Origin of the sequence: Pontibacter saemangeumensis (assembly GCF_039541895.1) — a bacterium.
GTDB classification, from domain to species: Bacteria; Bacteroidota; Bacteroidia; order Cytophagales; family Hymenobacteraceae; genus Pontibacter; species Pontibacter saemangeumensis.
Genome location: NZ_BAABHC010000004.1, coordinates 56,482 through 81,733, shown reverse-complemented (window position 1 = coordinate 81,733; position 25,252 = coordinate 56,482). Strand labels below are relative to the sequence as shown.

The 25,252-nt window shown below is 51.7% G+C and carries 20 protein-coding genes; 9 read left to right on the top strand and 11 right to left on the bottom strand.

The genetic code is table 11. From position 1 onward, the window contains the following. Positions 1-34: 34 nt before the first annotated feature. Entirely contained in the window at positions 35-781 is a 747-nt protein-coding gene (locus ABD920_RS04950; RefSeq protein ID WP_345157225.1) for a DUF3291 domain-containing protein, read from the top strand. Here ABD920_RS04950 and ABD920_RS04945 read toward each other — a convergent pair. Together ABD920_RS04945 and ABD920_RS04940 are read right to left on the bottom strand one after the other, a co-directional pair. After that, positions 772-1,488 (bottom strand): DUF1003 domain-containing protein, encoded by a 717-nt coding sequence (locus ABD920_RS04945; RefSeq protein WP_345157224.1) that lies wholly within the window; start codon positions 1,486-1,488, stop codon positions 772-774. The two genes, ABD920_RS04950 and ABD920_RS04945, sit on opposite strands and share 10 nt — an antisense overlap. Positions 1,489-1,611: 123 nt before the next feature. Beyond that, positions 1,612-2,274: a DsbA family protein gene (locus ABD920_RS04940; RefSeq protein WP_345157223.1), complete on the bottom strand. Its 663-nt coding sequence runs from the start codon at positions 2,272-2,274 to the stop codon at positions 1,612-1,614. Between the two features lie 289 nt (positions 2,275-2,563). On the opposite strand from ABD920_RS04940, the gene leuS reads away from it, so the two are divergent. Continuing rightward, positions 2,564-5,335: a leucine--tRNA ligase gene (gene leuS / locus ABD920_RS04935; protein ID WP_345157222.1), complete on the top strand. Its 2,772-nt coding sequence runs from the start codon at positions 2,564-2,566 to the stop codon at positions 5,333-5,335. Positions 5,336-5,461: 126 nt separating this feature from the next. Here leuS and ABD920_RS04930 read toward each other — a convergent pair whose 3' ends face one another. The 4 genes from ABD920_RS04930 to ispG all read right to left on the bottom strand — a co-directional run bounded on the left by ABD920_RS04930 (position 5,462) and on the right by ispG (position 8,969). After that, entirely contained in the window at positions 5,462-5,962 is a 501-nt protein-coding gene (locus ABD920_RS04930) for a MarR family winged helix-turn-helix transcriptional regulator (protein ID WP_345157221.1), read from the bottom strand. Between the two features lie 276 nt (positions 5,963-6,238). Next, the gene (locus tag ABD920_RS04925) at positions 6,239-6,598 is read right to left on the bottom strand and encodes an MmcQ/YjbR family DNA-binding protein (protein WP_345157219.1); all 360 of its coding nucleotides are present in this window, start codon (positions 6,596-6,598) and stop codon (positions 6,239-6,241) included. 9 nt (positions 6,599-6,607) lie between these two features. Then, complete coding sequence (locus ABD920_RS04920) at positions 6,608-6,772, bottom strand: DUF6728 family protein (protein ID WP_345157217.1); 165 nt, start codon at positions 6,770-6,772, stop codon at positions 6,608-6,610. 223 nt (positions 6,773-6,995) lie between these two features. Next, positions 6,996-8,969 (bottom strand): (E)-4-hydroxy-3-methylbut-2-enyl-diphosphate synthase, encoded by a 1,974-nt coding sequence (gene ispG / locus ABD920_RS04915; protein ID WP_345157216.1) that lies wholly within the window; start codon positions 8,967-8,969, stop codon positions 6,996-6,998. 322 nt (positions 8,970-9,291) lie between these two features. Between ispG and ABD920_RS04910 the strand changes: the two genes are divergently transcribed. Beyond that, on the top strand, positions 9,292-9,585 hold the full coding sequence (locus ABD920_RS04910) for a hypothetical protein (RefSeq protein ID WP_345157214.1): 294 nt from the start codon (positions 9,292-9,294) through the stop codon (positions 9,583-9,585). A 148-nt stretch (positions 9,586-9,733) separates the two neighbouring features. Here the strand turns inward: ABD920_RS04910 and ABD920_RS04905 are convergent, their stop codons facing one another. Then, a complete protein-coding gene (locus ABD920_RS04905; RefSeq protein ID WP_345157213.1) occupies positions 9,734-11,926 on the bottom strand; it encodes a glutamine synthetase III family protein in 2,193 nt (730 codons plus the stop codon). Positions 11,927-12,202: 276 nt separating this feature from the next. On the opposite strand from ABD920_RS04905, the gene ABD920_RS04900 reads away from it, so the two are divergent. The 3 genes from ABD920_RS04900 to ABD920_RS04890 all read left to right on the top strand — a co-directional run bounded on the left by ABD920_RS04900 (position 12,203) and on the right by ABD920_RS04890 (position 16,227). After that, on the top strand, positions 12,203-14,041 hold the full coding sequence (locus ABD920_RS04900) for an LTA synthase family protein (RefSeq protein WP_345157212.1): 1,839 nt from the start codon (positions 12,203-12,205) through the stop codon (positions 14,039-14,041). Between the two features lie 186 nt (positions 14,042-14,227). Next, positions 14,228-15,547, top strand: coding sequence for a tRNA (N(6)-L-threonylcarbamoyladenosine(37)-C(2))-methylthiotransferase MtaB (gene mtaB / locus ABD920_RS04895; protein ID WP_345157211.1), 1,320 nt, complete (start codon positions 14,228-14,230; stop codon positions 15,545-15,547). A gap of 68 nt (positions 15,548-15,615) precedes the next feature. Continuing rightward, the gene (locus ABD920_RS04890) at positions 15,616-16,227 is read left to right on the top strand and encodes an OmpH/Skp family outer membrane protein (protein ID WP_345157210.1); all 612 of its coding nucleotides are present in this window, start codon (positions 15,616-15,618) and stop codon (positions 16,225-16,227) included. Positions 16,228-16,664: 437 nt separating this feature from the next. Here the strand turns inward: ABD920_RS04890 and ABD920_RS04885 are convergent, their stop codons facing one another. Then, positions 16,665-17,906: an ABC transporter permease gene (locus tag ABD920_RS04885; protein ID WP_345157208.1), complete on the bottom strand. Its 1,242-nt coding sequence runs from the start codon at positions 17,904-17,906 to the stop codon at positions 16,665-16,667. Between the two features lie 132 nt (positions 17,907-18,038). On the opposite strand from ABD920_RS04885, the gene ABD920_RS04880 reads away from it, so the two are divergent. After that, positions 18,039-19,304: an asparagine synthetase B gene (locus ABD920_RS04880; RefSeq protein ID WP_345157207.1), complete on the top strand. Its 1,266-nt coding sequence runs from the start codon at positions 18,039-18,041 to the stop codon at positions 19,302-19,304. A gap of 160 nt (positions 19,305-19,464) precedes the next feature. Here ABD920_RS04880 and ABD920_RS04875 read toward each other — a convergent pair whose 3' ends face one another. From ABD920_RS04875 to lpxK, 3 genes are all read right to left on the bottom strand, one after another. Continuing rightward, positions 19,465-20,073, bottom strand: coding sequence for a MiaE family protein (locus ABD920_RS04875; RefSeq protein ID WP_345157205.1), 609 nt, complete (start codon positions 20,071-20,073; stop codon positions 19,465-19,467). Between the two features lie 36 nt (positions 20,074-20,109). Next, positions 20,110-22,104, bottom strand: coding sequence for a putative porin (locus ABD920_RS04870; protein ID WP_345157204.1), 1,995 nt, complete (start codon positions 22,102-22,104; stop codon positions 20,110-20,112). 69 nt (positions 22,105-22,173) lie between these two features. Further along, entirely contained in the window at positions 22,174-23,232 is a 1,059-nt protein-coding gene (lpxK, locus tag ABD920_RS04865; RefSeq protein ID WP_345157202.1) for a tetraacyldisaccharide 4'-kinase, read from the bottom strand. Positions 23,233-23,303: 71 nt separating this feature from the next. Here lpxK and ABD920_RS04860 point away from each other — a divergent pair, with 71 nt between their 5' ends. Both ABD920_RS04860 and ABD920_RS04855 read left to right on the top strand, forming a co-directional pair. After that, positions 23,304-24,404 carry a Nif3-like dinuclear metal center hexameric protein gene (locus ABD920_RS04860; protein ID WP_345157201.1) on the top strand — a complete coding sequence of 367 codons (1,101 nt, stop codon included), beginning with the start codon at positions 23,304-23,306 and terminating at the stop codon, positions 24,402-24,404. A gap of 3 nt (positions 24,405-24,407) precedes the next feature. Then, positions 24,408-25,139 (top strand): zinc ribbon domain-containing protein, encoded by a 732-nt coding sequence (locus ABD920_RS04855; protein ID WP_345157200.1) that lies wholly within the window; start codon positions 24,408-24,410, stop codon positions 25,137-25,139. The last annotated feature ends 113 nt before the right edge of the window (positions 25,140-25,252 follow it).

The window sequence follows — 25,252 nt, the reverse complement described above, 5'->3', positions numbered from 1 at the left end:
TATATAGTGTTGAAAATTATACTCCACCTCCTCCTTGACTGGATCTGATACAGAACTTACCGCACGCCTCACAACCCTGACGATCTTCGGCTTACGGAGTGGCCAAATCCGCTGGGGGCTGGCACAGATGGGAACCTCAGGTCCAAAACTTGAGAAGGTGCCGGGCCTGCTCTTTTACAAAATGCTGGGCAGTGGACAAGGCAGGAGTTTCAGCCTGAAACCCAATTTCAGGCGCTACGGCCTGTTGTGTACCTGGGAAACGGAGGCTGCCGCAGACTTTTTTTTGCTGCACTCGCCTTATATGCAGGCCTATCAGCAACACACAGACGAGCTTTGGACAGTAAAACTGCTGCCTTATCAGCAGCATGGGCAGTGGGACGGGAAAGAACCTTTTGCGCCCGTGCTTTCAGAGAAATACAGCCAGGGCCCGATTGCAGTGCTCACCCGGGCCAGCGTGAACTGGTGGCGGCTGCCTGCCTTTTCCCGGTTCGGGGTGCGTACAAGCAAATCGCTTGATGCAGCGGAAGGGCTTTACTGCTCGATTGGGTTGGGAGAGCTGCCGTTTGTGCGGCAGGCCACGTTCAGCGTGTGGGAATCTGTGGAAGCGATGAAAGCGTTTGCTTACAAAGACCCCCAGCACCAGGAAGTAATGCGACGCACGCGGGCAGAGAACTGGTACAGCGAAGAGTTGTTCGCGCGCTTCAGGCCCATTAGTTCTACCGGCACCTGGGACGGGCAGGACCCACTGCAGGAAGTGCTCCCAAAAATTGCCTATAGCTGATTCTTGTCGCGCGTCATAATGTCTTCCAGCAAGTCTACCTGTATCTGCTGAATCTCCATCAGGCGCTGATTCTGGTGCACGATCAGGTGGTCTATTTTCTCGTGCAGCAGCCGTATCTCCAGTTCAGCCTTCAGATTAATCTTGTAATCGTGTTCAGAGCGCTGGCGGTCTTTAGCTTCCTGCCTGTTCTGGCTCATCATGATGATGGGGGCCTGTATGGCGGCCAGGCAGGAAAGGATGAGGTTGAGGAGGATGAACGGGTAAGGGTCGAAGGGCCTGGAAGACAGCAGGAATATGTTGATAGCCATCCAGAGCAGCAGGAAAGAAAAAAAGATGGAGATAAACCGCCAGCTCCCACCAAACGAGGCGATCTTGTCAGCCATACGGTTTCCCAGTGTCAGGTTCTCGGAGAGCTCTTCCTCAATGTTGGTTGCGAGGAGTTCCTGCTGGCTGATGCTTTTGATCACCTCGTGCTCCACCTCCGACAGTTCCCCCACTTCCCGGAGAAGCAACTGCTCGAGGTATTTCTTCCGGTACTCGACCAGTTTCTCGACGCTGATGTAGCTGTTCTCATCAAAGCCGGGGTGGTCCGCCTTAATCAGCTCAAATATACTTTTCCGGATACCGGACCCATGCACAAGCTGCCGCTTGGGAAGTTGTTTGTGCGTGATATCGCAGGTGCCCATCTGAGCATGGTGTTTTCGCATAATCCGAAGCTAAAATGCCATTTAAATATAAATAATTAGCAGCACTATCGCTTCATCCATACATGATAAAAACAAAGGGGCGGGTATAGAAAGGAACCTGCTGCAGGCGCATATTATGCAGGGCTATTCCTGGTCCTTCAGCTTTCCAAGTGCCCGCTGCAAATGCGCAGACATGCCATCGTAGGTCCGGTAGCCGCGGCTGAGGAGGTGCAGGTTGGTGCCGTTGAGCAGGTACAGGCTCGGAAAAGCGTTTGCCTGCAGGTGGCGGGCTAATGTAAAATCCTGAAGCGTCTTTTCCTTCATCTCCTCCGTCGAGAATTTCTCCAGGAAAGCGTCTTCCTCCACGCCAAACTGAGAGGCAATCGCCGCCAGCACTGCCGGTTGCGTCACGTCCTGGTTTTGGGCGTAAAACGCGCTTTGCACCGCTTCGGCCATTTCAGCCTCCATTGGCGGATTAAGATAACGCATGGTCACCACGGCACGGCATCCGGGTTCGGTGTCATATATAAAACCCTGACGCTTGAAGAAATCATAATCGATCGGCTGTCCCGAAATTTTTTCCACGTCCTGCCAGTGATGCCGGAGTGCTTCCTTCATATGCTCGTCGAGGGGCTGTTCCGTGTGTGGGCGCAGGCCGCCCATCACCAGTTTGAACTGTAGGGTCCCCTCCTGCTCCGCAGCCAGCCGCTTTATAACCGGTGCAAAGCCGTAGCACCACGAGCACATCGGGTCCATCACGTAGATCAGGTGCAGTATATCCAGTAAGTCGTGTTTTTTATCCATCATCTGCCTCCTATTATTTACGGATTCCGCCCGAATTGTTGAATGCTTTCATCTTTAAAATGTTTTAAAGTATAGTATGTCAGGGATATAGGCGATAGATGAGTAGGGTTGAAGTTCTGAAACGTGCGTTTATATATAAGTGTCTTTTCCAGAAAGCGCCCCCATCTCTTCAGTCTTGCAGGCGTTGCACCATCCAATCAAGACGCAATTTATGAAAGCAGCCATTCAACAATTCAATAATTAAGATTTATCTTAGCGGTTTAACTTAAAATTACGAATTCAGCCATATATAATGTCAGAGTATAATTTCAACCACATTGAGAAAAAGTGGCAGCGCTTTTGGGAGGAGAACAACACTTTTAAAGCAACAGCCGACAGCAAAAAGCCGAAATACTATGCGATGGACATGTTCCCTTACCCGTCAGGCGCTGGCCTGCACGTGGGGCATCCGCTCGGCTATATCGCCTCTGACATTGTGAGCCGTTACAAGCGGCTGCAGGGCTACAACGTGCTGCACCCCATGGGCTTCGACTCATTCGGATTGCCGGCAGAGCAGTACGCGATCCAGACGGGGCAGCACCCGGCCATCACGACAGAAGAGAACATTCAGCGCTATGTGGAGCAACTCAAGAACCTGGGCTTCTCTTTTGACTGGGACCTGGAAGTGCGCACCTCCGACCCAGGCTATTATAAATGGACACAGTGGATTTTCATGCAGCTGTTCAACAGCTACTACAACCTGGCATCAGACAAAGCTGCGCCTATCGCGGAACTGGTGCAGGAGTTTGAGCAGCATGGAAACGCCCAGGTAAAAGCTGTCTGCGACGAGGAGACGCCGGTTTTCTCGGCCGGGGAATGGAAGCAAATGGATGAGCAGCAGCAGTCAGAAATGTTGCTGAAGTACCGCCTGACCTACGTGGCGGATGCGGTCGTGAACTGGTGCCCGGCTTTAGGCACTGTGCTGGCCAACGACGAGGTGAAGGATGGCCTGTCGGAGCGCGGTGGCTACCCTGTGGAGCGCAAGCTGATGCGGCAGTGGATGATGCGGATCACGGCCTATGCGGAGCGTCTGCTACAGGGACTGGAAGAGATTGACTGGCCAGAGCCGATCAAAGAGATGCAGCGCAACTGGATCGGGAAATCGGTTGGGGCTGAGATGGCCTTTCCGGTTGAGAACACCGGTGAAAAAATAAAAGTATTTACCACCCGCCTCGATACCGTATATGGCGCAACCTTCCTGGTGCTGGCACCGGAGCATGAACTGGTGGAGAAAATTACCACAAACGCGCAGCGACAGGAGGTAAAGGATTACGTGACGGTGGCAAAAAACCGTTCGGAGCGGGAGCGCATGACGGATGTGAAAACCGTGAGCGGCGTCTTTACCGGCGCTTATGCCATTAACCCCTATAACCAGGAGCGCATACCAGTATATATAGCCGATTATGTGCTGGCAGGATATGGCACCGGCGCGGTGATGGCCGTGCCGTCCGGCGACCAGCGAGACTGGAATTTTGCCACGCATTTCGGCCTGACCATCGTGCCGATCCTGGATGCCCAGAAAAGCATCGACACGCAGGCGGACGCCACCAAAGAAGGACATTATATCAACTCCGGTATCATCAACGGCCTGGCGTACCAGGAAGCGCTCCCGGTGCTGGTGAAGTTCCTGGAGGAGCATGGCATTGGCAAAGCCAAGGTGAACTACCGGATGCGCGACGCCGTGTTCAGCCGCCAGCGTTACTGGGGAGAGCCGGTGCCGGTTTACTTCAAAGACGGCATCCCGCACCTGATCAAGGAGAGCGAGCTGCCTCTGGAACTGCCAAAGATAGACGCCTACCTGCCCACTGAAACCGGGGAACCGCCGCTTGGCCGCGCCGTGGACTGGAAATACGAAGATCAGTATCCATATGAATTGAGTACGATGCCCGGCTGGGCGGGCTCCAGCTGGTACTGGTACCGCTATATGGACCCGAAGAACGAGGAGGCTTTCGCCAGCAAAGAGGCCATCAATTATTGGCGCGACGTGGATCTATATATAGGTGGCTCGGAGCATGCCACCGGCCACCTCCTCTACTCCCGCTTCTGGAACAAGTTCCTTTATGATATGGGATTGGTGGTGGAAGAAGAGCCTTTCAAAAAACTCATTAACCAGGGAATGATTCAGGGGCGGTCTAATTTTGTGTACCGCATCAAAGACAGCAATACGTTTGTTTCTCACGGACTGAAAGATCAGCACGACACAACAGCATTGCATGTAGACGTGAACATTGTTGATAACGATGTTTTGGATTTGAAAGCTTTCCAGAACTGGCGACCAGAGTATGCAAATGCCAATTTTATACTTGAAGACGACAAGTATATATGCGGCATTGAGATCGAGAAAATGTCGAAGTCGAAGTACAATGTGGTGAGTCCGGATGATATTGTAGAGCGGCAGGGAGCAGATACACTGCGCATGTACGAGATGTTTTTGGGTCCGCTGGAGCAGTTCAAGCCCTGGAACACGCATGGCATGGACGGCGTACTCAAATTCCTGAAGCGCTTCTGGAAACTCTTCCACGACAACAAAGGAGATTTTGCCGTTTCTGATGCCGCTCCTACCGCCGAAGAGCTGAAGTCGTTGCACAAAACCATCAAGAAGGTAGAAGAAGACATCGAGCGTTTCTCCTTTAACACCTCCGTCTCTACGTTTATGATCTGCGTGAACGAGCTGACGCAGCTGAAGTGTAACAAGCGTGCCATATTGGAGCCGCTCACCATTGTGCTTTCGCCCTATGCCCCGCATATAGCCGAGGAGCTTTGGCAAATGCTGGGACACAGCGAGAGCGTCAGTTTTGCCTCCTATCCGCAGTGGAAGGAAGAATACCTGGCGGAGAACTCGTTCGAATATCCTGTGTCTGTTAACGGGAAAATGCGTACTAAAATTAGTTTTGCTGTGGATACGCCCCGCGAGGAGATGGAGAAGGCCGTGGTGCAGGATGAGCAGCTGCTCAAGTTTTTAGAGGGAAAATCTCCGAAAAAAATCATTATCGTGCCTAACAAAATTATCAACGTAGTGGTATAAACCATATCCATTTTACCAGCTATATAAAAGCAAAGCCGCTGAAGTTCCCTCACTTCGCGGCTTTGTTCATTAAAAAAAGGACAGAAAGAAGCGCTAGCTCCTATATACTGCTATTAGATTAACCTACTATGCGTCTATTGACTCAGCTGATGAAATGGATTCATTAACATTCCGAAGAGACTGTCTCACCTTGTACAAAAGATCAACCAACTGCACGGCTTCTTCCTCTGATATCCCTTGTACCAGGGCATCCAGCTGATGCAGGTTTTTGTCTATATCATTAATGATCTTCCGGCCCTCCTCCGAAATCACGATATTAACCAGGCGTTTATCATGAGCGTTCTGCGTGACTTTTACGAGACCCTTTCCGCCAAGCCTGCTAACTAACCTGGAGGCATCTGACATTTTGTCCAGCATTTTCTCGCGGAGGAATGAAGTGGAGACAGGCTTTGGATATTGGTCGCGCAGGATGCGAAGTGCATTATACTGCTGTGTGGTGAGGCCATGTTTTCTGAAAAAACTCTCGTAACTGTTCGAAAGGAATCCATAGGTATACAAAATACTCATGCTCGCTTTTTGCCATTCATTCCGAAAAGAAAGAATCCCGATTTCGTTCTCTAAGATCATACTTTATATAGATGGGTTTATCAAGTATAGCAAAAAATAATTACTTCTGCACTAGCCAGCGATGCGCATTCCCTGCTTGTTTCTTCCAAGGCTAACACAGGATGTAGTATAGAGTGTTTCGTAAAGCAATGAGCGCAAACAGGTTACCTATACCTATAATTAATGTTACGGTAATATATAAATTATGTGGGCAAACAGGATATGATTTTAACAAAAAAGCAGGAGCTTCATTCTATAAATGAAAAACAAACCCAGATATAGTTAGTATGAAAGCAGTTATGAAGAAAAGCCGATCTCCCGCTGCTGTTTCTTTGTTAGTTTGGCGGCCACCAGACTGTAGGAATCATCTATCCACTGCCGCAGGAGCACGTCAGGAAGACCCGCCTCCGGAAGCACAGTGTTCCAATGGACTTTACTCATATGGTAGCCCGGCTTTACCTGGGGGTACAGTTCTCGCAGTTCGATGGCTTTTTCCGGATCGCATTTCAACGAGATGCCGTTCCCGAAGTCGTTGATACTGCAGAGGGCAAACATTTTTCCGGACACCTTGAAGACAAGCGTGTCTTCACCGAAAGGCGTTTCTTCTGTTGCGCCTGCTTTGGCCAGGCAATACAACCTAAACTCCTCAATGTTCACAGACTTAGGCTACCAGTGTTTGATGATAAAATAAACGACACCAGCCAGGAACATCAGGATCGAGATCTTATTGATGGTGTGCATTGTGCGCAAGTTAAAGTTAGACTTGCGCCTGGGGTCTTTCTTGCGGAAAAAGTAAGTCAAAACTTCAGAGAAATCGAATAGTCCCTTCATATCGTCATGTAATAAATGGTGTTTCGTAAGCACCAGGATAGTGTAAAGGTTAGGCTTCGGTGCTGCTATAAGATAAACAGCGGCAGCAGGAAAAAGATTTGGTTCAGAAAATTTTATTGTAATTTATATATAGTAGTGAAGCAATGCTGCTTTAGATGTTCTGCTCTAATCCCTCATTTTATGCCTGAGTAAGATCAAATGCATATCGAAAAAGGCAGAAGGTTTATTCCTCCAGCCGCACCGGTTCTATCCATTTGTCATCCTCCCTTATCAGGTCAATAAGTTCATCCACGGCACGATCGGCAGGCACGGCTTTCTTGATAACGTTCTGGCCACGATAGAGCGCAATCTTGTCTTTCCCCACCCCAACGTAGCCATAGTCGGCATCGGCCATTTCACCGGGTCCGTTCACGATGCAGCCCATGATGCCAATTTTTACGCCTTTCAAGTGGTCTGTTCGCTTCCGGATCATCGCCGTTGTTTCCTGCAGATCAAACAAGGTACGGCCACAACTCGGGCAGCTAATATACTCTGTTTTACTCATGCGCGTTCGCGCCGCCTGCAGAATACCAAAGCTCAGGTTGTTCAGTTTATCAATCGTATGCAGCAAAACAGGTTTTTCCTGCTCCGGTAACAGTTCTGTGCTCAGGAGCACCCCGTCCCCAAGTCCGTCAATGAGGAGACCGCCCACGTCGGTGGCTGCATACAGCTGTACTTCATCGTCAGAAAGTTCGCCAAATGCCCTTTTGACGATGCAGGGATTCTGCACATTGTTGTTCATGAGCCGGAAAAAGCATTTCCGCAGCTCAGGCATGGCGTGTGCATTGGAAGTCTGTAACAGGAGCACCGCCGCAGTGTCCTGCTTCAGCCGCCCGATCAGCTCGTCTGTGAGCTCGCTGATCGTTGCCTCCACAAAGTTCAGGGTCGGATGCAGGATATCTGCAGTAAGGTACTGCCTGGCGGTAAGTAAAGGATGACGGTCACGCTGCTGCTCCGACAGTTGCCAGGGAACATAATTCACCAGTTCCTTCAGCCCATTCGGCAGCATAAAGGTGATCGGGTGATCCCCGGTATATATAAAATCCGCACCAAGGTCGTTCATGTTGAATTTATCGAGCAACATCGAGTACAGGTGCCCGACGCTTTTCAAGTCGGCGTACTTCACATCCGTCAGGCGGCTCAGATCAGCGATGACGCGCGGCACATTCTGCCCTCCTATGTTCTCTACCTCTGCCGTTACGCGGCGGTGATACTGAAACGGGTTGATCGGCACATTGCAGATGGATTTGATCGGCTGCGCCTGTTCGGCACGGTGGGCGTAACGGTCGATCAGCGCCCGGGCCACAGGAGCCTCGGCCTCTGGTGCCTCAGTGAGCGAAACACGCACCGTGTCCCCTAAACCGTCTTCCAGCAACGTACCAATGCCCACAGCCGATTTGATGCGGCCATCCTCGGCTTCGCCTGCTTCTGTCACGCCCAGGTGCAGCGGGTAGGGCTGCATTCCTTCCTCATCCAGCTTTTGCACCAGCAAACGATAAGCCTGCACCATTACCTGCGTGTTGGAGGCCTTCATAGAGATGACCACCTCATAATACTGCTCATCTTCGCAGATGCGCAAAAACTCCAGCGCGCTTTCCACCATGCCCAGTGGCGTATCGCCGTAACGGCTCAGGATACGGTCAGAGAGCGAGCCGTGGTTAGTGCCGATACGCATGGCGGTACCGTACTCTTTGCAGATACGCACCAGCGGCACAAAGCGCTCCCGGATCCGGTCCAGCTCCGCCTGGTAGGTGTCATCGTTGTATTCTATAACCTCAAACTTTTTTTTGTCAGCGTAGTTGCCCGGGTTCACGCGCACCTTCTCCACAATGCGGGCCGCCACCTCGGCAGCGTTCGGGGTGAAATGGATATCTGCGATAAGCGGGACGTTATACCCGCGCCTCGCCAGTTCAGCCTTTATATTCCGGAGGTTTTCTGCTTCCTTGATACTCGGTGCGGTTATCCGGATATACTCACAGCCAGCCTCAATCATGCGGATGCACTGCTCCACCGACCCCATGGTGTCCATCGTATCCACGGTGGTCATCGACTGCACCCGGATCGGGTAATCACCACCCATGGGCAGGCCTCCGATGTTCACGACGCGCGTTTTCCGGCGCTGGTAGCTTGTGAGGCTCGGGCAATATGTTTTGTTCATAAAGATAATGTGCGACAGCTTGTATTTTTAACTGAAGTTGCGCCTGCTTTGTTCAAAGGCTAGCTATGTAAAATTAACACCTTTATTCGAAAGTGAAACTAAGCGGCAGTGTAGGATATATAAACTATACCAACCATTGCTGCCTTACCCCCTTTGATCTCTTTGCGGTTACCATATATCCTTGCTACTTTTCCCGCAAAATCAGCACGAAGGCTTTAGCTAAGCCGGAAGCAAATACGTAAATCAACATATGATACACATGCGCAATTTTTTCCCGATCCATGCTCCTGCTACAATGCGATCCTTTGCAAGATGGAGCCATATGCAACAGGAACAGCTGCGGGAAGCGGCGATCCTAACAACCGATACTGTGACAGAATTCCTGAAGCGGCAGATGGAGAAAGGAAACTGGGAAACGGTCCGGGAGGTGCTACATGGCAAACCCATGACCAAGGCAGGTAAATTCCTGCTGCAGGAACTGCGGGGTAACCTCGTGAGCAAACTGATCTTAAGGCTTGGTCTGCGCAAGGTGATAGCGGTTGGCCTCGTGCTCGTTCTCCTGCCCCTGATTCTCGCCAAAGTCGGCGGAGAGGTAGTTCACCAAATCAGGAAATGAAATTAAATGCTACTTATATATGCCTATCATAAACTATTTACTTCCAGTATATTAACTACAACTTCCTATACTGCAGGTTTAAAGAAAATAGCATAAACAGAAAAAGCACCCGGCCAGGTGCTTTTTCTGTTTATGCTATATAACAATACTATCTGTTAAACATTAATTCACGGTACTTCACCAGTGGCCAGTCTTCATCGTCCACCATCAGTTCCAACTTGTCGACGCTGTAACGGATTGTGTCGAAATAAGGGAACACTTTCTCCTGGTAATAGATTGCCCGCTCACGCGCATCATCAATCTTGTTCGCAACCTTACGTTCCTCGATCATCTCATCCACGTTCTTCTGAATGGTGGTGATATGGCGGGACATTTTCTTGATTGCTTCAACAGTCGTTTGCGTGTACTCATCCTCCAGTCCAAGGTCTTTCAGGCCGCGCACGTTGTGAATCAGCTTGTTCTGGTAAGCGATAGCCGTCGGGATCACATGGTTTACCGCCAGGTCACCCAGCACCCGCGCCTCAATCTGGATCTTCTTGATGTATTCTTCTAGAAGGATTTCATGGCGGGCATTGAGCTCCACCCCCGTCAGGATGCCGTTTCTGCTGAACAGATCCTTCACATCCTCATTGTGGTATATATCCAGTGCACGCGGCGTGGTTTTCACGTTGGACAGGCCACGCTTCTCGGCCTCGTCTTCCCACTCCTGGGAGTAACCGTTGCCTTCAAAGCGAATCGCTTTTGAATCCACTACATATTCGCGCAGCACCTGAATGATCGCCAGTTCCTTTTTCATACCCTGCCCATCGATCAGCTCATCTACGGCTTTTCTATACTCTACCAACTGATCAGCCACAATCGTGTTCAGAACAGTCATAGGGGAAGACACGTTGGCAGAGGAACCCACCGCACGGAATTCGAATTTATTGCCCGTGAAGGCAAACGGCGACGTGCGGTTACGGTCAGTGTTATCCAAAAGTACTTCAGGGATTCGGTCGATGCCGAGTTTGAGGTACATGTTGTCGCCTTTCTCCATCGGTATTTTGGCAGTTCGCTCCAACTCATCCAGCACCGCAGAAAGCTGCTGGCCCACAAAAACGGACATAATAGCCGGAGGAGCCTCGTTGGCGCCCAAACGGTGATCGTTGCTGGCAGAAGCGATGCTGGCGCGCAGCAGGTCCGCATGCTTATGCACCGCTTTGATGGTGTTGATGAAGAACGTCAGGAACTGCAGGTTCTCTTTCGGCTTTTTACCAGGAGCCAGCAGGTTGGTACCCGTGTTCGTGCTCATGGCCCAGTTGTTGTGCTTTCCGCTGCCATTCACGCCTTTAAATGGCTTTTCGTGCAGCAACACTTTGAAACCGTGGCGGTCTGCCACACGGTCCATGATATCCATGAGCAACTGGTTGTGGTCGGCAGCCAGGCTGGCGTCCTCAAAGGTAGGTGCGCACTCGAACTGGCCGGGTGCTACCTCGTTATGGCGCGTGCGAAGCGGAATACCCAGTCTGTGGGCAGACTTTTCAAAATCCACCATAAACGCGTGCACGCGGCTCGGGATAGAACCGAAGTAGTGGTCCTCCAGCTGCTGGCCCTTTGCAGGCGCGTGGCCAAACAAGGTACGGCCGGTCATTACCAGGTCCGGGCGTGCAGCATATAAAGCCTTGTCCACCAGGAAGTATTCCTGCTCAATGCCAAGCGTCGTGTTTACTTTGTTCACGTCTTTGTCGAAGTACTGGCAAACCGGCACAGCCGCATCATTCAGGAACTTCAAAGACTTTAGAAGCGGTGTTTTGTAATCAAGTGCTTCGCCGGTGTAAGAGACGAAGATAGTAGGGATACACAGCGTTTTGGAGTTCAATCCCTCGATCACGAAAGCCGGGGAAGAAGGGTCCCAGGCCGTGTAGCCGCGGGCCTCGAACGTGTTGCGGATACCGCCGCTCGGGAAAGAAGAAGCGTCCGGCTCCTGCTGAACCAGCGCACTGCCTTTGAACGCCTCGAGCGCAGACCCGTCAGATGTCAGGTCAAAGAAAGAATCGTGTTTTTCAGCGGTTGTTCCTGTCAACGGCTGGAACCAGTGCGTGTAATGCGTGGCACCCTTGGCCATCGCCCACGACTTCATGGCAGACGCAACCGCATCAGCCAGGTTACGGTCCACTTTATCACCGGCATCAATAATGCGGCGCAGACGTTTAAAATTATCAGACGACATGGTGGCGCGCATTGCATCAAAGCCAAACACATTCTCGCCGTAATAATCGGAAATGTTTACTGAAGGTAAGGTTATGTCAGCTGTTTTGCGCTGATTTACCAGGTCCAGCGCTTTAAATCTTAGTGTTGCCATGTATTAGATTAGATTGAGTTTTTAGGTGAAGCAAATATAGATATGAAAAATTGCTTTCAAACAAAAAGGCATGTTTTTTTTAAGGGTTTTTCAAAAAAACCACCTAAACTGTGAGAATTACCCCTTGAACTGGAGTAGTCATTGCTTAAAACATATATAATTCCCCTAAATCAACCCTTTCGTTTTTATACCCGCCCAACTTCTGCCTACAGCATACAAAAATCCTGTGGGGGGTACTTTTTTTATAGGGCGAGACTTATCTTGTATATTTGCAGGGTGAAAAATAAGCTTTTCTATCAGCCCCTTTACTTTCTCTTCTGGGTGCTCTTTTTTTTGGTAGCCAGAGGGGTTTTCCTGATCTACCACCTGGAAAGGTCCTCTGAGCTTACCTCCTCCGACACGCTAAAGGTTTTTGCCTATGGGTTACGCCTCGATGCATCGGCTACGGCTTACCTCTGCCTGCTACCCTTCCTGGTGCTGTTGCTTTCTGCGCTGTGGCCCCGGCTCCGGCCTTCGGGTTTTGTGCGCGTCTACACTTATATAGTAGTGGTGCTGCTCTCGGTGCTGCTTGCCGCTGACCTCGAGCTTTACAGCTACTGGGGGTTCCGGCTGGACGCCACTCCCCTGCAGTACCTCAATACCCCCGCTGAGATGGCTGCCTCAGCCGCCAGCGCCCCGCTTTTTTTGCTCCTGCTCGTTTCGGTGTTCATCACAGTGATTTCAATCCTGTTCTATCTAAAACTCATCGACCTGAAAAAATTTGAGCTGCGCGGCGGCAAGTGGCTTTATGCCGGCCTTTCGCTGCTGTACCTCGCGTTGCTGGTGCTGCCTTTGCGCGGCGGCTGGCAGCAAATCCCGATCAACCAGAGTGTGGCTTATTTTTCCAATACCCCGTTCGCGAACCACGCCGGGCTGAACATGCCCTGGAACCTGGGCTATGCCCTTCTGAAGTACAACAAGATCAACAAGGAGCTTTATGTCTATATTCCGCCGGAGGAGGCCGCGCAGCGGGTAGAGTCGCTTTATGCCGCTGTAGATACCAACGCTCCTAAACAAATGGTTGTAGCGGAGCGGCCAAACGTCTTGTTTATCATCCTGGAAAGCTATACGGCAAAGCTGGTGGAAAGCCTGGGGGGTGAGAAAGGCGTGACACCAAACCTGGACAGACTCGCGGCGGAAGGCATCAGCTTCACCAACCTATATGCCAGCGGCGACCGTAGCGAGAAAGGCATGGTGGCGCTGCTCAGCGGCTACCCGGTACAGACAACTACTTCTATCATCAAATACCCGCAGAAAACCGAAAAGCTGCCGCAGCTAAGCACCGTCTTTCAGCGGCAAAACTACAGCACCAGCTTTTATTATGGCGGTGAACTCGAGTTTGCCAACATCCGGTCTTACCTCACAAACGGGGGCTACGACCGCCTCACTGCAAAAGCAGACTTCGATCCTTCTTCCTACAATTCCAAATGGGGGGCGCACGACCATGTGCTGTTCGAGCGGGTGCTGGAGGAGTTACGGAACGAGCGCCAGCCCTTTTTTAGCACGGTATATACTTTAAGCAGCCATGAACCCTTCGAGATTCCCACGGAGCCGGAATTCGAGGGAAATGATGAAGAGGCAAAATTCCGGAACAGTGTACACTACACCGACTGGGCCCTGGGCAGGTTCATAGAGCAGGCGAAGCAACAGCCCTGGTGGCAGAAAACCGTGGTCGTGATCACGGCTGACCATGGGCATCCATTGCCGGGAAATGACCCAAATTTCGCTCCTTCCAAATTCCATATACCCTTTATCCTCACGGGCGGGGCCATCAAAGATACAGGGATCATTTCCACCCTCGCATCTCAGACAGATATAGCAGCCACCCTGCTGGCACTGCTTGGCCTTCCGCACGAGGACTTTAAGTGGAGCAGGAACCTGTTAGCCCCTACTACTTCACCTTTTGCGTTTTATGTGTTCAACGATGGGTTCGGCTATATGGCACCTGAGGGCACCTTTAGCTTTGATAATGTGGCGAAGCAGGTGATTACGGCGGATTCGGGTGTGACGGAGGAACAGATGCAAAACGGGAAGGCCTATATGCAGCAGTCCTTCCAGGACTTCGTTCAGAAGTAGCCGCTGCCTTCTAAGGAAGAGGGGGATTGCAGCATGTTTTGGAGATTCAGCTAAAGGCATATGTTTCTGCTGTAAAACGCATTCTTACAGTCCTTTACCCTATATCCTCACAGGTATTAAGTCATATAAATACAGCATAACCTTAGCGGCATAAAGGCAGAAAGTTTGTAACTTTGCCTCCTGATTATGAAAAAAGTAGCTTTTTATACCTTAGGCTGTAAACTAAATTATTCCGAAACCAGCACCATCGGGCGAATGTTCCAGGAGCGCGGGTTTGAGAAAGTGGAGTTTACGGATACGCCTGATATCTACGTCATCAACACCTGCTCGGTCACGGACAACGCAGACAAGAAGTGCCGCAAGATTGTGAAGGAAGCCCTGAAGCACTCTCCCAATGCGTTTATCACCATTGTGGGTTGCTACGCGCAGCTCAAGCCAAAGGAAATTGCTGAGATACCGGGTGTAGACGCCGTGCTGGGCGCCGCAGAAAAGTTTCAGTTGGTCGACATCCTGGAGACTTTTGAGAAGAAGGACAAGGCTGCTATATATGCCAGCCCCATTTCTGAGGCCAACACGTTCCATAACTCCTACTCCTTCGGCGACCGCACCCGCACCTTTCTGAAGGTGCAGGACGGCTGCGACTATTCCTGCTCTTTCTGCACCATTCCGCTGGCGCGGGGCAACAGCCGCTCCGACAGCATCGCCAATGTGGTGCGTTCGGCCAACGAGATTGCAGCATCAGGGGTGAAGGAGATTGTGCTCACGGGAGTGAATACCGGCGACTTTGGCTTGCAGAACGGGGAACGGGTGGAGACTTTCTTCGAGCTGGTGCAGGCACTGGACCAGGTGGAGGGCATCGACCGTTTCCGCATCTCCTCTATCGAGCCGAACCTGTTGAAAGATGAGATCATTGCCTTTGTGGCGCAGAGTAACCGGTTTATGCCGCACTTCCATGTGCCGCTGCAGTCTGGCTCTAACAAGATCCTGAAGCTGATGCGCCGCCGCTACCAGCGTGAGTTATATGCCGACCGCGTGTCAACGATCAAATCGCTGATGCCGCACTGCTGCATCGGGGTAGATGTGATCGTGGGTTTCCCGGGTGAGACGGAGGAAGACTTCCTGGAGACTTATAACTTCCTGAACGGGCTGGATGTGAGCTACCTGCACGTGTTCCCCTATTCAGAGCGGGAAAATACATTGGCACCGGAAATGACCGGCAAGGTAAGCACCAGGGATCGCAACCGCCGCGCCGACATGCTCCGGATTCTCTCAGAGAAAAAGAAGCGCCACTTTTATGAACAGAACATAGGCCGCGAGTTCACAGTGCTGTTCGAGGACGATGTGAAGGACGGCGTGATGGAAGGCTGGACAGAGAATTATGTGCGTGTGGCGGCCAAGTACGACCCGGTGCTGGTGAACGAGACAAAGCATGTGCGCCTGACACAACTGGCAGCCTCCGGGCTAATGGAGGCGGAAGAAACTTACCACGAACTGCTGAAGCATTAGGTAAATGGAAAAGTTTCCTGCTATATTTAAGCTGATAATTCTTTCAACCAATCATAACCAAAGAAATAGTGAACGTTCTAAAGATTTCCTTAGGCCTTGCTGTTGCGACCTCCTTTCTGGTAGGCTGCGAGCAAATGCCTAAATCAAACGGGTCGGCTGCCTCTACTGCAGCTGCTGGCACCCCAGACATCGTATATGTAAACTCCGACTCACTGCTTGCTAACTATGAGTACTTCAAGGAGGCGCGTACACGTCTGCAGGGCAAAGGCCAGCAGGCGGAGCAGGACCTTCGCACCCAGGCCGAGGCATTCCAGAAAGAGGTTGAGAGATACCAGCAGTCTGCGCAGGGGATGACGGAACAGCAAAGAGCCTCAACCGAGCAGCGCCTGCAGCAGAAGCAGCAACAGTTACAGGTTCTTCAGCAGAACAAAGGCAACGAACTGGCCGGCGAGGAGTCTGAGGAAATGAAAAAGATATACGACCGTGTAGAGGAGTACCTCAAAAAGCTCAGCGATGAGAAAGGCTATAAAATGGTCCTGACCTACTCCCGCGGAAACAGCGCCATCCTATATAGCGACTCTACGCTTGACATTACCTCAGAAGTGGTGGCCGCCCTGAACGAGGCCTACTCTAGTGAGAAAGACACCGCTAAAACAGAAACAGCAGCACCTAAAAAGTAACACTGCCTGAAGCTATATATAAAAAGCCCCCTGCTGTTAGCCAGCAGGGGGCTTTTTATATATGTAGGATGTTATATAAGTAGCAAACGGGTTCTGCATAGCTGTCCAACCACCCCTGCCCCTCCTCATCCAAGGAGGGGAGTTTTTCTTACACCCGCTCCTGCCTTCCATAATTCGAGTGAATCTTCGATTTATATATAGCCTATTTCATACTTATCTCCTATCCTAACACATCTACATTCTTTGAAGTTTAAAGAAGAAGCTGTTGACTCCCCTCGTTGGATAAGTAGGGGCGAGCAGGGGTGGTTCGAATATACTTGCACAGCGGGTATACGCAAAAATCAATTGTCGTCTGCCTTATCCTGATGCTGCTTCAGCAGAGAAAACATCATATATAACCTTTAAACCAGGAAGTTATCACTTCCTTCAAAAAGCTCTTACTCATACCGCAGCGATTCGATCGGATCAAGCTTGGAGGCTTTGAAAGCCGGGTAGTAGCCGGAGATAACGCCGACGATCACACAGATGGCCATGCCCACCAGCACCCAAAGCCAGGGCACGATGAAGCCGCCTTCGCCGATCAGGGAAGCGATGCCGTTGCCCATCAGGATACCCAACACCACTCCTACAAAGCCGCCCATGATGCAGATAACCACTGCCTCAATCAGGAACTGCTGCCGGATCTGGAAGGCCGTGGCTCCCAGGGCTTTGCGGACGCCGATCTCCCGCGTGCGCTCGTTCACTGAAACCATCATGATGTTCATCAAACCTACCGAAGCGCCCAGCAGGGTTATAAACCCGATCACAAAGCCACCTGCCTTCAGGTAACCGGAGATTTCATCCAGGCTCTGCACCAGCGAGTCGCTTCGCCTGATCTCAAAAGAATCCTCCTGCCCCAGTTGGTCCTGGCGGATTTTTCGCATCATTCCGGTGGCCTCTCCCATCACGTAGTTCAGCTCGTCCGCCCTGTAGATGGCTGTTTTAATATCATAGTTCAGGGTAGCGTTTCCCTGCCGCGGTATCTGCCGGCCCGTTTCCAACGGGATGATGATGCGCCGGTCGCCGCTGCCGCCCATGCTGCTTCCCTCCTTCTCAAGCTGGCCCACTATTTTGAAGCGGCGCCCCAGAAAAGTTACGTAATCTCCTATCGCATCTTTGTTTTTGAAGAGCGTGGAAGCAATCTCCTCACCGATGATGGCCACATTCGCCCCCTGCTCCTGCTCAAACGTGGAGAAGTCCCGCCCTTTGGCCAGGTTCAGGCTGTTGTTGAGCATATAATTCTCATCCCCTGCCACGATGTTAATGTTCGGGTTTGTTTTCTCTGTCTCGCTTTTCACCACGGTGGCCCCGGAAACAAAGGCTGAGAGACTCACCCGTGCGTCCTTCGCCATCTGATCGCGGTACATCACCGCCTGGTCATAGTTAATGACCGGGTACACTTTCTCTATGCGCCCTTCGTTCCTGCCCCTGTTGTTCATGCCGGCCCTGCGGATATCGAATGCGTTGGCTCCGAGGTTAGAGAAAGTCTGGGTCAGAGAGTACTTCATGCTGTCGACAGCCGTAAGTATACCTACCAGCGACATGATGCCGATGGCGATGATCAGGCCGGTGAGTACGGTGCGGAGCAGGTTGCCCTGAATGGACCGGAGGCCCTCCAATATATTTTCTATCAGATTCATCAATAGGAATGATATGCGCTTACCGTAAAATTTACGTTAAGTATACCAAAGAGGCATTGCTTCTAAGTTACTGGCATTTTTTTAAATAAGAATCATTTTTATACATTGGATCATATTATAAAGACGAACCCCATGTTTTTCCGTACCATCGCACTTTTTTTGTCTATCATCCTGCTTTCGTTCCGCGCCCTGGCCAGCACTATCCTGGTGCCGATGGACGAGGCGCAAAAGGATCACCTGAAATCATACGGCGTGGCCTACTGGGTACTGGGTAAAAACCTGCCCGTTGACTGGCTCCTGAACTACCGCGGCGGGAGCTTCGCCTTTCAGCACATACCTGCTTTGGAGAATGAGCTGATTGTGCGCGGTGTCAGCTACACGGTGATTTCCGACGCCCAGTACAACAGCATCCTCACTGAGATCAACAACCCGGAAGCCAACATGGACATCATGAAACTGGAGAAAGTGCCCAAGGTAGCGGTGTACTCCCCCAAGTCGAAGATGCCCTGGGACGATGCCGTGACGCTGGTACTGACCTATGCGGAGATCCCGTATGATGTGATATATGATGAGGAGATCGTGAAGGGAGAACTGCCAAAGTATGACTGGCTGCACCTGCACCACGAGGATTTTACCGGGCAGTACGGTAAGTTTTATGCCAGCTACCGCCACTACCCCTGGTACCAGGAGCAACAGCGCGAGTTAGAGGAGTCTGCCGCCAAACTGGGCTTCAACAAGGTGTCGGAGATGAAGCTGGGCGTGGTGAACAAGATAAAGGAGTTCTGCGCTGGCGGCGGCTTCCTTTTCGCCATGTGCTCTGCCACCGACACATACGACATTGCCCTTGCGGCTGAGGGTGTTGACATTGTAGAGGCCATGTTCGACGGGGACGCCTCCGATCCGCAGGCCCAGCAAAAGCTTGACTTTAACAAAACCCTAGCCTTTAAGGACTTCAGAATATCCCGGAACCCACTGGAGTACGAGTATTCGAACATTGACGTGCAGCCGCAGGAGAGGCCGGTAACGGAGGCGAACGATTATTTCCAACTGTTCACGTTTTCCGCTAAATGGGACCCTATCCCGACCATGCTCACGCAGAACCATGAGAAGACCATCAAAGGTTTTATGGGACAAACAACTGCTTTCAGGAAAGGACTTGTTAAGCCGGAGGTGGTGGTAATGGGTGAGAACAAGGAGTTGGGTGAGATACGCTACATGCACGGCACCTACGCCCGCGGCACTTGGACTTTCTACGGCGGCCACGACCCGGAAGACTACCAGCACCTGGTAGGGGAAGACCCTACGGACCTGGCCCTGCACCCCAACTCCCCCGGCTACCGCCTCATCCTGAACAACATCCTGTTCCCGGCCGCCAAAAAGAAAAAGCAGAAAACGTGATAGTTTGATTGCTGAATTATTGACTGTTAAGTTGTTAATCCAGCCATAAACTAATAGCGGAAAGCCAGTTGTTAGACTTAATCATCCAGCCATATAACAAGTGAGTTACCATCCATATAGCAAACCAAAAATTTAACAATCAACAATTCAGCAATTAGAATCAATGCATCCTGTCGGGCCGGGGCTGCAGGTTACGGATAATATCAGCTTCAATGGCCAGGAGTTCCTTCAGGCGGGCATCTACCTCTTCGGCGGGCATGTACTCTTTTGCCAGCTTCACGAAGCTGACGTAGTGTCCCGCTTCTGACACCATCAGCTCATAGTAGAATTTCTGCAGTTCTTCGTCCGCTATGTTCTTCCAGAGCAACTTGAAGCGCTCGCAACTGCGCGCCTCAACCAAAGCGTTCACCAACAGGTGGTCCATCAGCTGCCGCTCCCGCTTGTCACCCTTCCGGATATGCTTGGTCAGCTCCACCACATACTCGTCCGGTCTGTTACGGCCAAGGCTGTACCCGCGCTTTTTCAGCTCGGCCAGCACCCGCTCAAAATGGCTCCATTCCTCGGCCACCAGGTCGGTCATCTCCTCCACCAGGCGGGTCTTGTCCGGGTACTTCACAATCAGTGAAATACCTGAAGAAGCAGCTTTCTGCTCGCAGTAGGCATGGTCCACCAAAATCTCTTCGATGTTTTTCTCTGCAATATTCACCCAGCGCGGATCCGTGGGCAACTCCAGGCGCAGAATGGTTTTAGTAGGTTGGCTATCAGACATAGGTATATATAGAATCAGGCGTTCGCCGCCACCGCTTTAATCAAAGAACATCCATTTAAGACCAAACACGAAGCTGCGGCGCATGCCGGGGTAGTAAGGCGTCATGAAATAAACCGGATCCAGCAGCGAGTCGTTCACGTGGCTCATCTTCAGGAACAGGTTCACCGACTTGATATCGGCATTCAGGAAAACTTCCACCATCGGGTACGACTGCACCAGAAACTGATCCTGCACGTAGAACTGCTGCGTCACGGGCATATAGGCATCGGCATAATAGCTGCTCGGGTAGGTTGCCTGTATCCCTACCTGGCTAAAGAGCGCTTTTTTGAACAGGTAGCCTTCCAGGTAAAGGGACGACTCCAGCAACCACTCCGGCACCCTTACCTTGTCCGCTTCTTCGGTGTTGGTATAGGAGGCGAAATTCTTGAAATTAAGCGGGCCAAAGCGGATGTGGTGTGCTATATCGCCTCCCCAGAACCGCTGGTTGCCGCTTGCCTGCTGCGGCATGGCCTGCTCGTTAAAGTATATATAGCGCTTGATGTTGGTGTAATGGCCGTTCAGCCGCAGGAACTGGCGCTTGCCGATATTGCTTGCATAGCCAAAGCCGATGCGGTCTGTCACTGAGGTTTCGAAGCTGTTGTTCCACTCATAGTGGTTGCTCATCATATAGTCTTCTACACGGGTGGGCGAAAGCAGCACGCGTTCAAGGGTACCGAAAGCCCCGCCAATCCTGGCTCTTCCCTTCACCCGGTAATCTGAACCGAGCTGGTACTCCGCCTCCCCTGTCAGCTCAGCCAGGTTCTTGTAGAAAAGCCTGATGTCTCCCCCTATAAGCACCTGGTTGTAAGCATCGGTATGAAACACGTCCCTGTAGCGGGTGGCGGTGTCGGTTGTTACCTGAGAATCCTTCGGCAAGGGCGTAATGGCACTGTACGACATGTTGGCGTTTCGCAGCTTGGCGTAGGCATTGTATGACGACAGCTTATTGTTGCCCGTTAAGCCGAATACGTTTTGCAACTCGCGGTAGGTGGTGGCATCTTTGGTGCGGTTCGGGCTGAAATTATAGCCCGGCTCTTCCACGGAGTTGAAGTTCGGATATACAAGGAAAACTTTGTTAAGTGTAGCGATTTCCTGAAGGCTTGTTCTGTAAGTGTTCAGGTTCTCGTCGACGTACTCATTACTCTGCCGGCGCCAGTCCAGGTTGTGGTACACTTTCAGGTTCTCTTTTGCCAGCTTGAAGATGTGCAGCAGGTGGATGTTGGTGCGGCCCTCCTCGTTAGATGCCTGCGTGAGCTGCACCGGCGCCTCCGCGAAACGCGCCAGGATAGATTCCTCGTAGTTATTGGCAGAGGTCGCCCGGGACGTGTCAGGCACGATGCCGCCTGTCTCGATCTGCTCCACCTTCATGAACGTGACATTAAAGAACACGTCGTACTTCTCATTCTCCGTCCTGAAGTGGGTGAAGGCTTTCACCGCCTGGTTATCGACAAACCCCCTCGTCCTCCTGTCCTGGGAGGCACGCCCGATTTGCTGGTCTGCGGATAAGATCTGGTAGGCAATGCCAAAGTTCCAGCGGGGCGTGATGTTGCGTGTATGGAGCGCCTCAAAAGCCTGCTCGCCCCGCCCGCCCTGCACATAGTAGAGATGGGTATAGGGAGAGCGGGTATTGAAATAATTGATCTGGTCGGGCTGGTAGGCGTAGCGGTCGAAGGCTGTCTTCCCGAGCCTCACCCCGATTTTCTGCGGCATTTGGTACAGGAGCGGCTGCGACGCGGTTCCCACGTTACCGAGGTGCTGATAAAAGGCGGTGTCGTTGTACCAGTAGCGCTCGTTGTGCAGGTTATTAAGCAGTGTATCGACTGGCTGTTCTATATAGCGCCCGCGCAGGATGTCCTGCTCATATAGCTGCAGTGTGGTTTTAGGGCTGTAGAAGAGTTTGGTGGTATCATCAATAATCTGAGCAGAGGCATCCTGGTAAAAAAGCAGCAGGCCTAGCACGGCAAGTAAAAGGGCAGATATCTTTCTTTTCACACTTCAAAATTAGGGAATTATATATAATTTCTGACGCCGGAGGAAATCGATGGTGTTCGGTGCTGAGAATTAGCCGGCCTTGCCTTTCCCAAACTGACCCACGTGCTGCAGCACCAACTCGTCAAACACCTCCTGCTCCCGTAGGAATTTCACCACAATGGGTATATAAAACACTGGGAGATCCGCTATATGACTTTTCAATGCAGCTCCCGCCAACTTAACGGCGTCTTTACGGGTGGTTAGAATAGTAGCGCCGGAATAATCCGGCTGCTGCAACAGGTGCCCGAGTTTTTGCAGGTCCTGCTCCTTGTAATCATAATGATCGGGATATTCTATATGCTTTACCACCTCATATCCCGTTGCGTGCAGGTATTCCTTCAGGGGGGCAGCGTTGGCAATGCCCGTCAGTAGCACAACCTTGGTGGCTGGCGCGGCCGCCAGCCCGATTTGCACCGGCTGGCCATAGGCAAACGCTGAGAAAAAAACCGGCGTGTCAGCTGCAGTGTACTTCTTTATCTTTTTCCGGATCCTTTCCTGCTGCTCTTCCCCTAAGTGAGGCGGGCATTTGCTGACGATCACGGCATGGGCACGGGCAGCCCCTTGCCGCGGCTCCCGCAGCAGCCCCGCGGGCAAAATAAAATCCTCGTAGAATGGGCGGTGGTAATCTGTCAGCATAATATTCAGCGATGGCTGCACCGGGCGGTGCTGCATGGCATCGTCCAGCACCACCACCTCCAGCCCCGGCACCCGCTGCCGGAGCTGTGCAATGCCGGCCACGCGGTCTTCGGATACCGCCACGGCTACCCCCGGAAAGTCGCGGTGATACTGAAAAGGCTCGTCGCCAATTGTTTCAGCGGTGCTTTCATCATCAGCCAGTAAAAACCCCTTGCTCTGACGCTTATACCCTCTGCTGAGCGTAGCCACTTTAAAGGACTCTAATAAGCGCAGGATGTATTCCACAAGGGGTGTTTTGCCGGTGCCCCCCACTGTGAGGTTGCCTACGGCAATTACAGGTAAGCCGAAACGTTTGGAGGGAAGTACCCGCTGGTCATATAGTATGTTCCGCACCAGCGTTACGCCCCCGTACAGGAGGGAGAAAGGCCAGAGCATCCGTTTCAGGTATTTCATCGCGTTATATATCAGGCGTAAAAATAAAATAATTTTAACTTGCCACTGCGATACCCTACGATAACATGGCAATGGCAAAGATACAGGATATACTCAACGTGCTGGAGCGGCTCGCCCCGTTGCGCTACCAGGAAAGCTACGATAACGCCGGGCTGCAGACCGGAGACGCACAGGCCGAGGTAACTGGCGTGCTTGTGACACTGGATTGCACCGAGGCTGTGCTCGACGAGGCGCTGGAGAAAGGCTGTAACCTGGTGGTGGCGCATCACCCCGTTATTTTTAAAGGACTGAAAGCGCTGACAGGTCGCAGCTATGTAGAGCGCACCATCCTCAAAGCCATCCGGCAAAACATCGCCATATATGCCAGCCACACTAACCTAGACAATGTGCTGCATGGCGTGAACACGAAAATAGCAGACAAGCTGCAGTTGCGGCACCAGCGCGTACTGGTGAGCAAGCCGCAAACGCTGATGCAACTGGTCACTTTAGTGCCGGTTGCGGACACCGAGAAAGTGCTGCAGGCGCTGCACCAGGCGGGAGCCGGCAACATCGGCGAGTACAGCAACTGCAGTTTCCAGGTGACGGGCACGGGGCGCTTCCAGCCGTCAGACCAGGCGAACCCTACCGTCGGTGAGGCAGGCAAGGCAGAGCAGGTGCGGGAAAACCGGGTGGAGGTGATTTTCCCGGCGTACCTGCAGACGAAGGTGATGCGTGCCCTGAAACAGGCGCACCCTTACGAGGAAGTGGCGCACTACCTCTATACCCTCGAGAATCAGAACCAGGAAGTGGGCATCGGCATGATCGGGGATCTGGCCGCCCCGCTTTCGGAAGCAGCATTCCTGGCTTACCTGAAGGAGAAAATGCAGTTGCCAGGTCTGCGCTACACTTCCATTGGTAACAAAGAGGTGAAGCGCGTGGCGGTGTGCGGCGGTGCGGGAAGTTTTCTGCTAAAAGATGCGCTACAGCAGGGCGCGGACGCCTTTGTATCAGGCGATTTTAAATACCATGAGTTTTTTGACGCGGAAGGACGGCTGCTGATCGCAGACATCGGGCACTATGAAAGCGAGGTGTTTACAAAGGAAATTTTTTATGACACTATTTCAAAAAACTTTCCTAATTTTGCAGTCTTAATATCAGAAGTAAACACAAACCCTGTCAGATACACCTTTTAATACATGGAAAGTACTGTAGCCAGCAAACTTGAAGCGCTTTTAAAGCTTCAGACAATAGATTCGCAGCTTGATGAGATCAAAAGAGTAAGAGGAGATCTTCCTGAAGAAGTTCAGGATTTAGAGGATGAAATTGAAGGCTATGAGGTAAGGGTTCGTAAGTTTGATGATGAGGTTGCTTATCTGAACGACTCGATTACACAGCGCAAGCAGGGCATCAAAGACGCAGAAGGCCTGATCCGCAAGTACGAGGAGCAGCAGCAGAACGTACGCAACAACCGCGAGTACGATGCCATCACCAAAGAGATTGAACTGCAGAAACTTGAGATCCAGATAAACGAGAAGAAGATACGCGAGGCGATCTACCAGATCGAGCAGAAGAACAACGAGATAGAGGGCACAAAGCTTCGCCTGGACGAGCGTCGCAAAGACCTGGAGAACAAGAAAAAAGAACTTGACCAGATTGTAGGCGAAAGCGAGGACGAGGAGACGCAACTGGAGAAGGAGCGCAAGAAGGCCGCGGAGAATATAGAAGACCGGCTGCTGAGCGCTTACACCAGGATCCGCGGAAATGTGCGCAACGGACTGGCAGTTGTAACCGTGAAGCGCGATGCCTGTGGCGGTTGCTTCAACACGGTGCCACCGCAGCGCCAGGCTGATATCGCCGCTCAGAAGAAAGTGATCGTTTGTGAGCACTGCGGCCGCATACTTGCCGGCGTAGAGCAACGCGTATTCTAAATACATGACATGGTGAGCGGAAAGCGCTTTCAAACAATTCTAAAAAGGATGGCTAAACCCCATCCTTTTTTTTTGCTGCTGTGCCTCTTTGCAATCACCACCGGCATTTCAGC

Excerpts from the sequence above, each read along its gene's own strand:
- ABD920_RS04945 (WP_345157224.1), bottom strand. The coding sequence starts at position 1,488 with ATGCGAAAACACCATGCTCAGATGGGCACCTGCGATATCACGCACAAA.
- ABD920_RS04940 (WP_345157223.1), bottom strand. The coding sequence starts at position 2,274 with ATGATGGATAAAAAACACGACTTACTGGATATACTGCACCTGATCTAC.
- leuS (WP_345157222.1), top strand. The coding sequence starts at position 2,564 with ATGTCAGAGTATAATTTCAACCACATTGAGAAAAAGTGGCAGCGCTTT.
- ABD920_RS04930 (WP_345157221.1), bottom strand. The coding sequence starts at position 5,962 with ATGATCTTAGAGAACGAAATCGGGATTCTTTCTTTTCGGAATGAATGG.
- ABD920_RS04920 (WP_345157217.1), bottom strand. The coding sequence starts at position 6,772 with ATGAAGGGACTATTCGATTTCTCTGAAGTTTTGACTTACTTTTTCCGC.
- ispG (WP_345157216.1), bottom strand. The coding sequence starts at position 8,969 with ATGAACAAAACATATTGCCCGAGCCTCACAAGCTACCAGCGCCGGAAA.
- ABD920_RS04910 (WP_345157214.1), top strand. The coding sequence starts at position 9,292 with ATGCAACAGGAACAGCTGCGGGAAGCGGCGATCCTAACAACCGATACT.
- ABD920_RS04905 (WP_345157213.1), bottom strand. The coding sequence starts at position 11,926 with ATGGCAACACTAAGATTTAAAGCGCTGGACCTGGTAAATCAGCGCAAA.
- mtaB (WP_345157211.1), top strand. The coding sequence starts at position 14,228 with ATGAAAAAAGTAGCTTTTTATACCTTAGGCTGTAAACTAAATTATTCC.
- ABD920_RS04885 (WP_345157208.1), bottom strand. The coding sequence starts at position 17,906 with ATGAATCTGATAGAAAATATATTGGAGGGCCTCCGGTCCATTCAGGGC.
- ABD920_RS04880 (WP_345157207.1), top strand. The coding sequence starts at position 18,039 with ATGTTTTTCCGTACCATCGCACTTTTTTTGTCTATCATCCTGCTTTCG.
- ABD920_RS04875 (WP_345157205.1), bottom strand. The coding sequence starts at position 20,073 with ATGTCTGATAGCCAACCTACTAAAACCATTCTGCGCCTGGAGTTGCCC.
- lpxK (WP_345157202.1), bottom strand. The coding sequence starts at position 23,232 with ATGAAATACCTGAAACGGATGCTCTGGCCTTTCTCCCTCCTGTACGGG.
- ABD920_RS04860 (WP_345157201.1), top strand. The coding sequence starts at position 23,304 with ATGGCAAAGATACAGGATATACTCAACGTGCTGGAGCGGCTCGCCCCG.
- ABD920_RS04855 (WP_345157200.1), top strand. The coding sequence starts at position 24,408 with ATGGAAAGTACTGTAGCCAGCAAACTTGAAGCGCTTTTAAAGCTTCAG.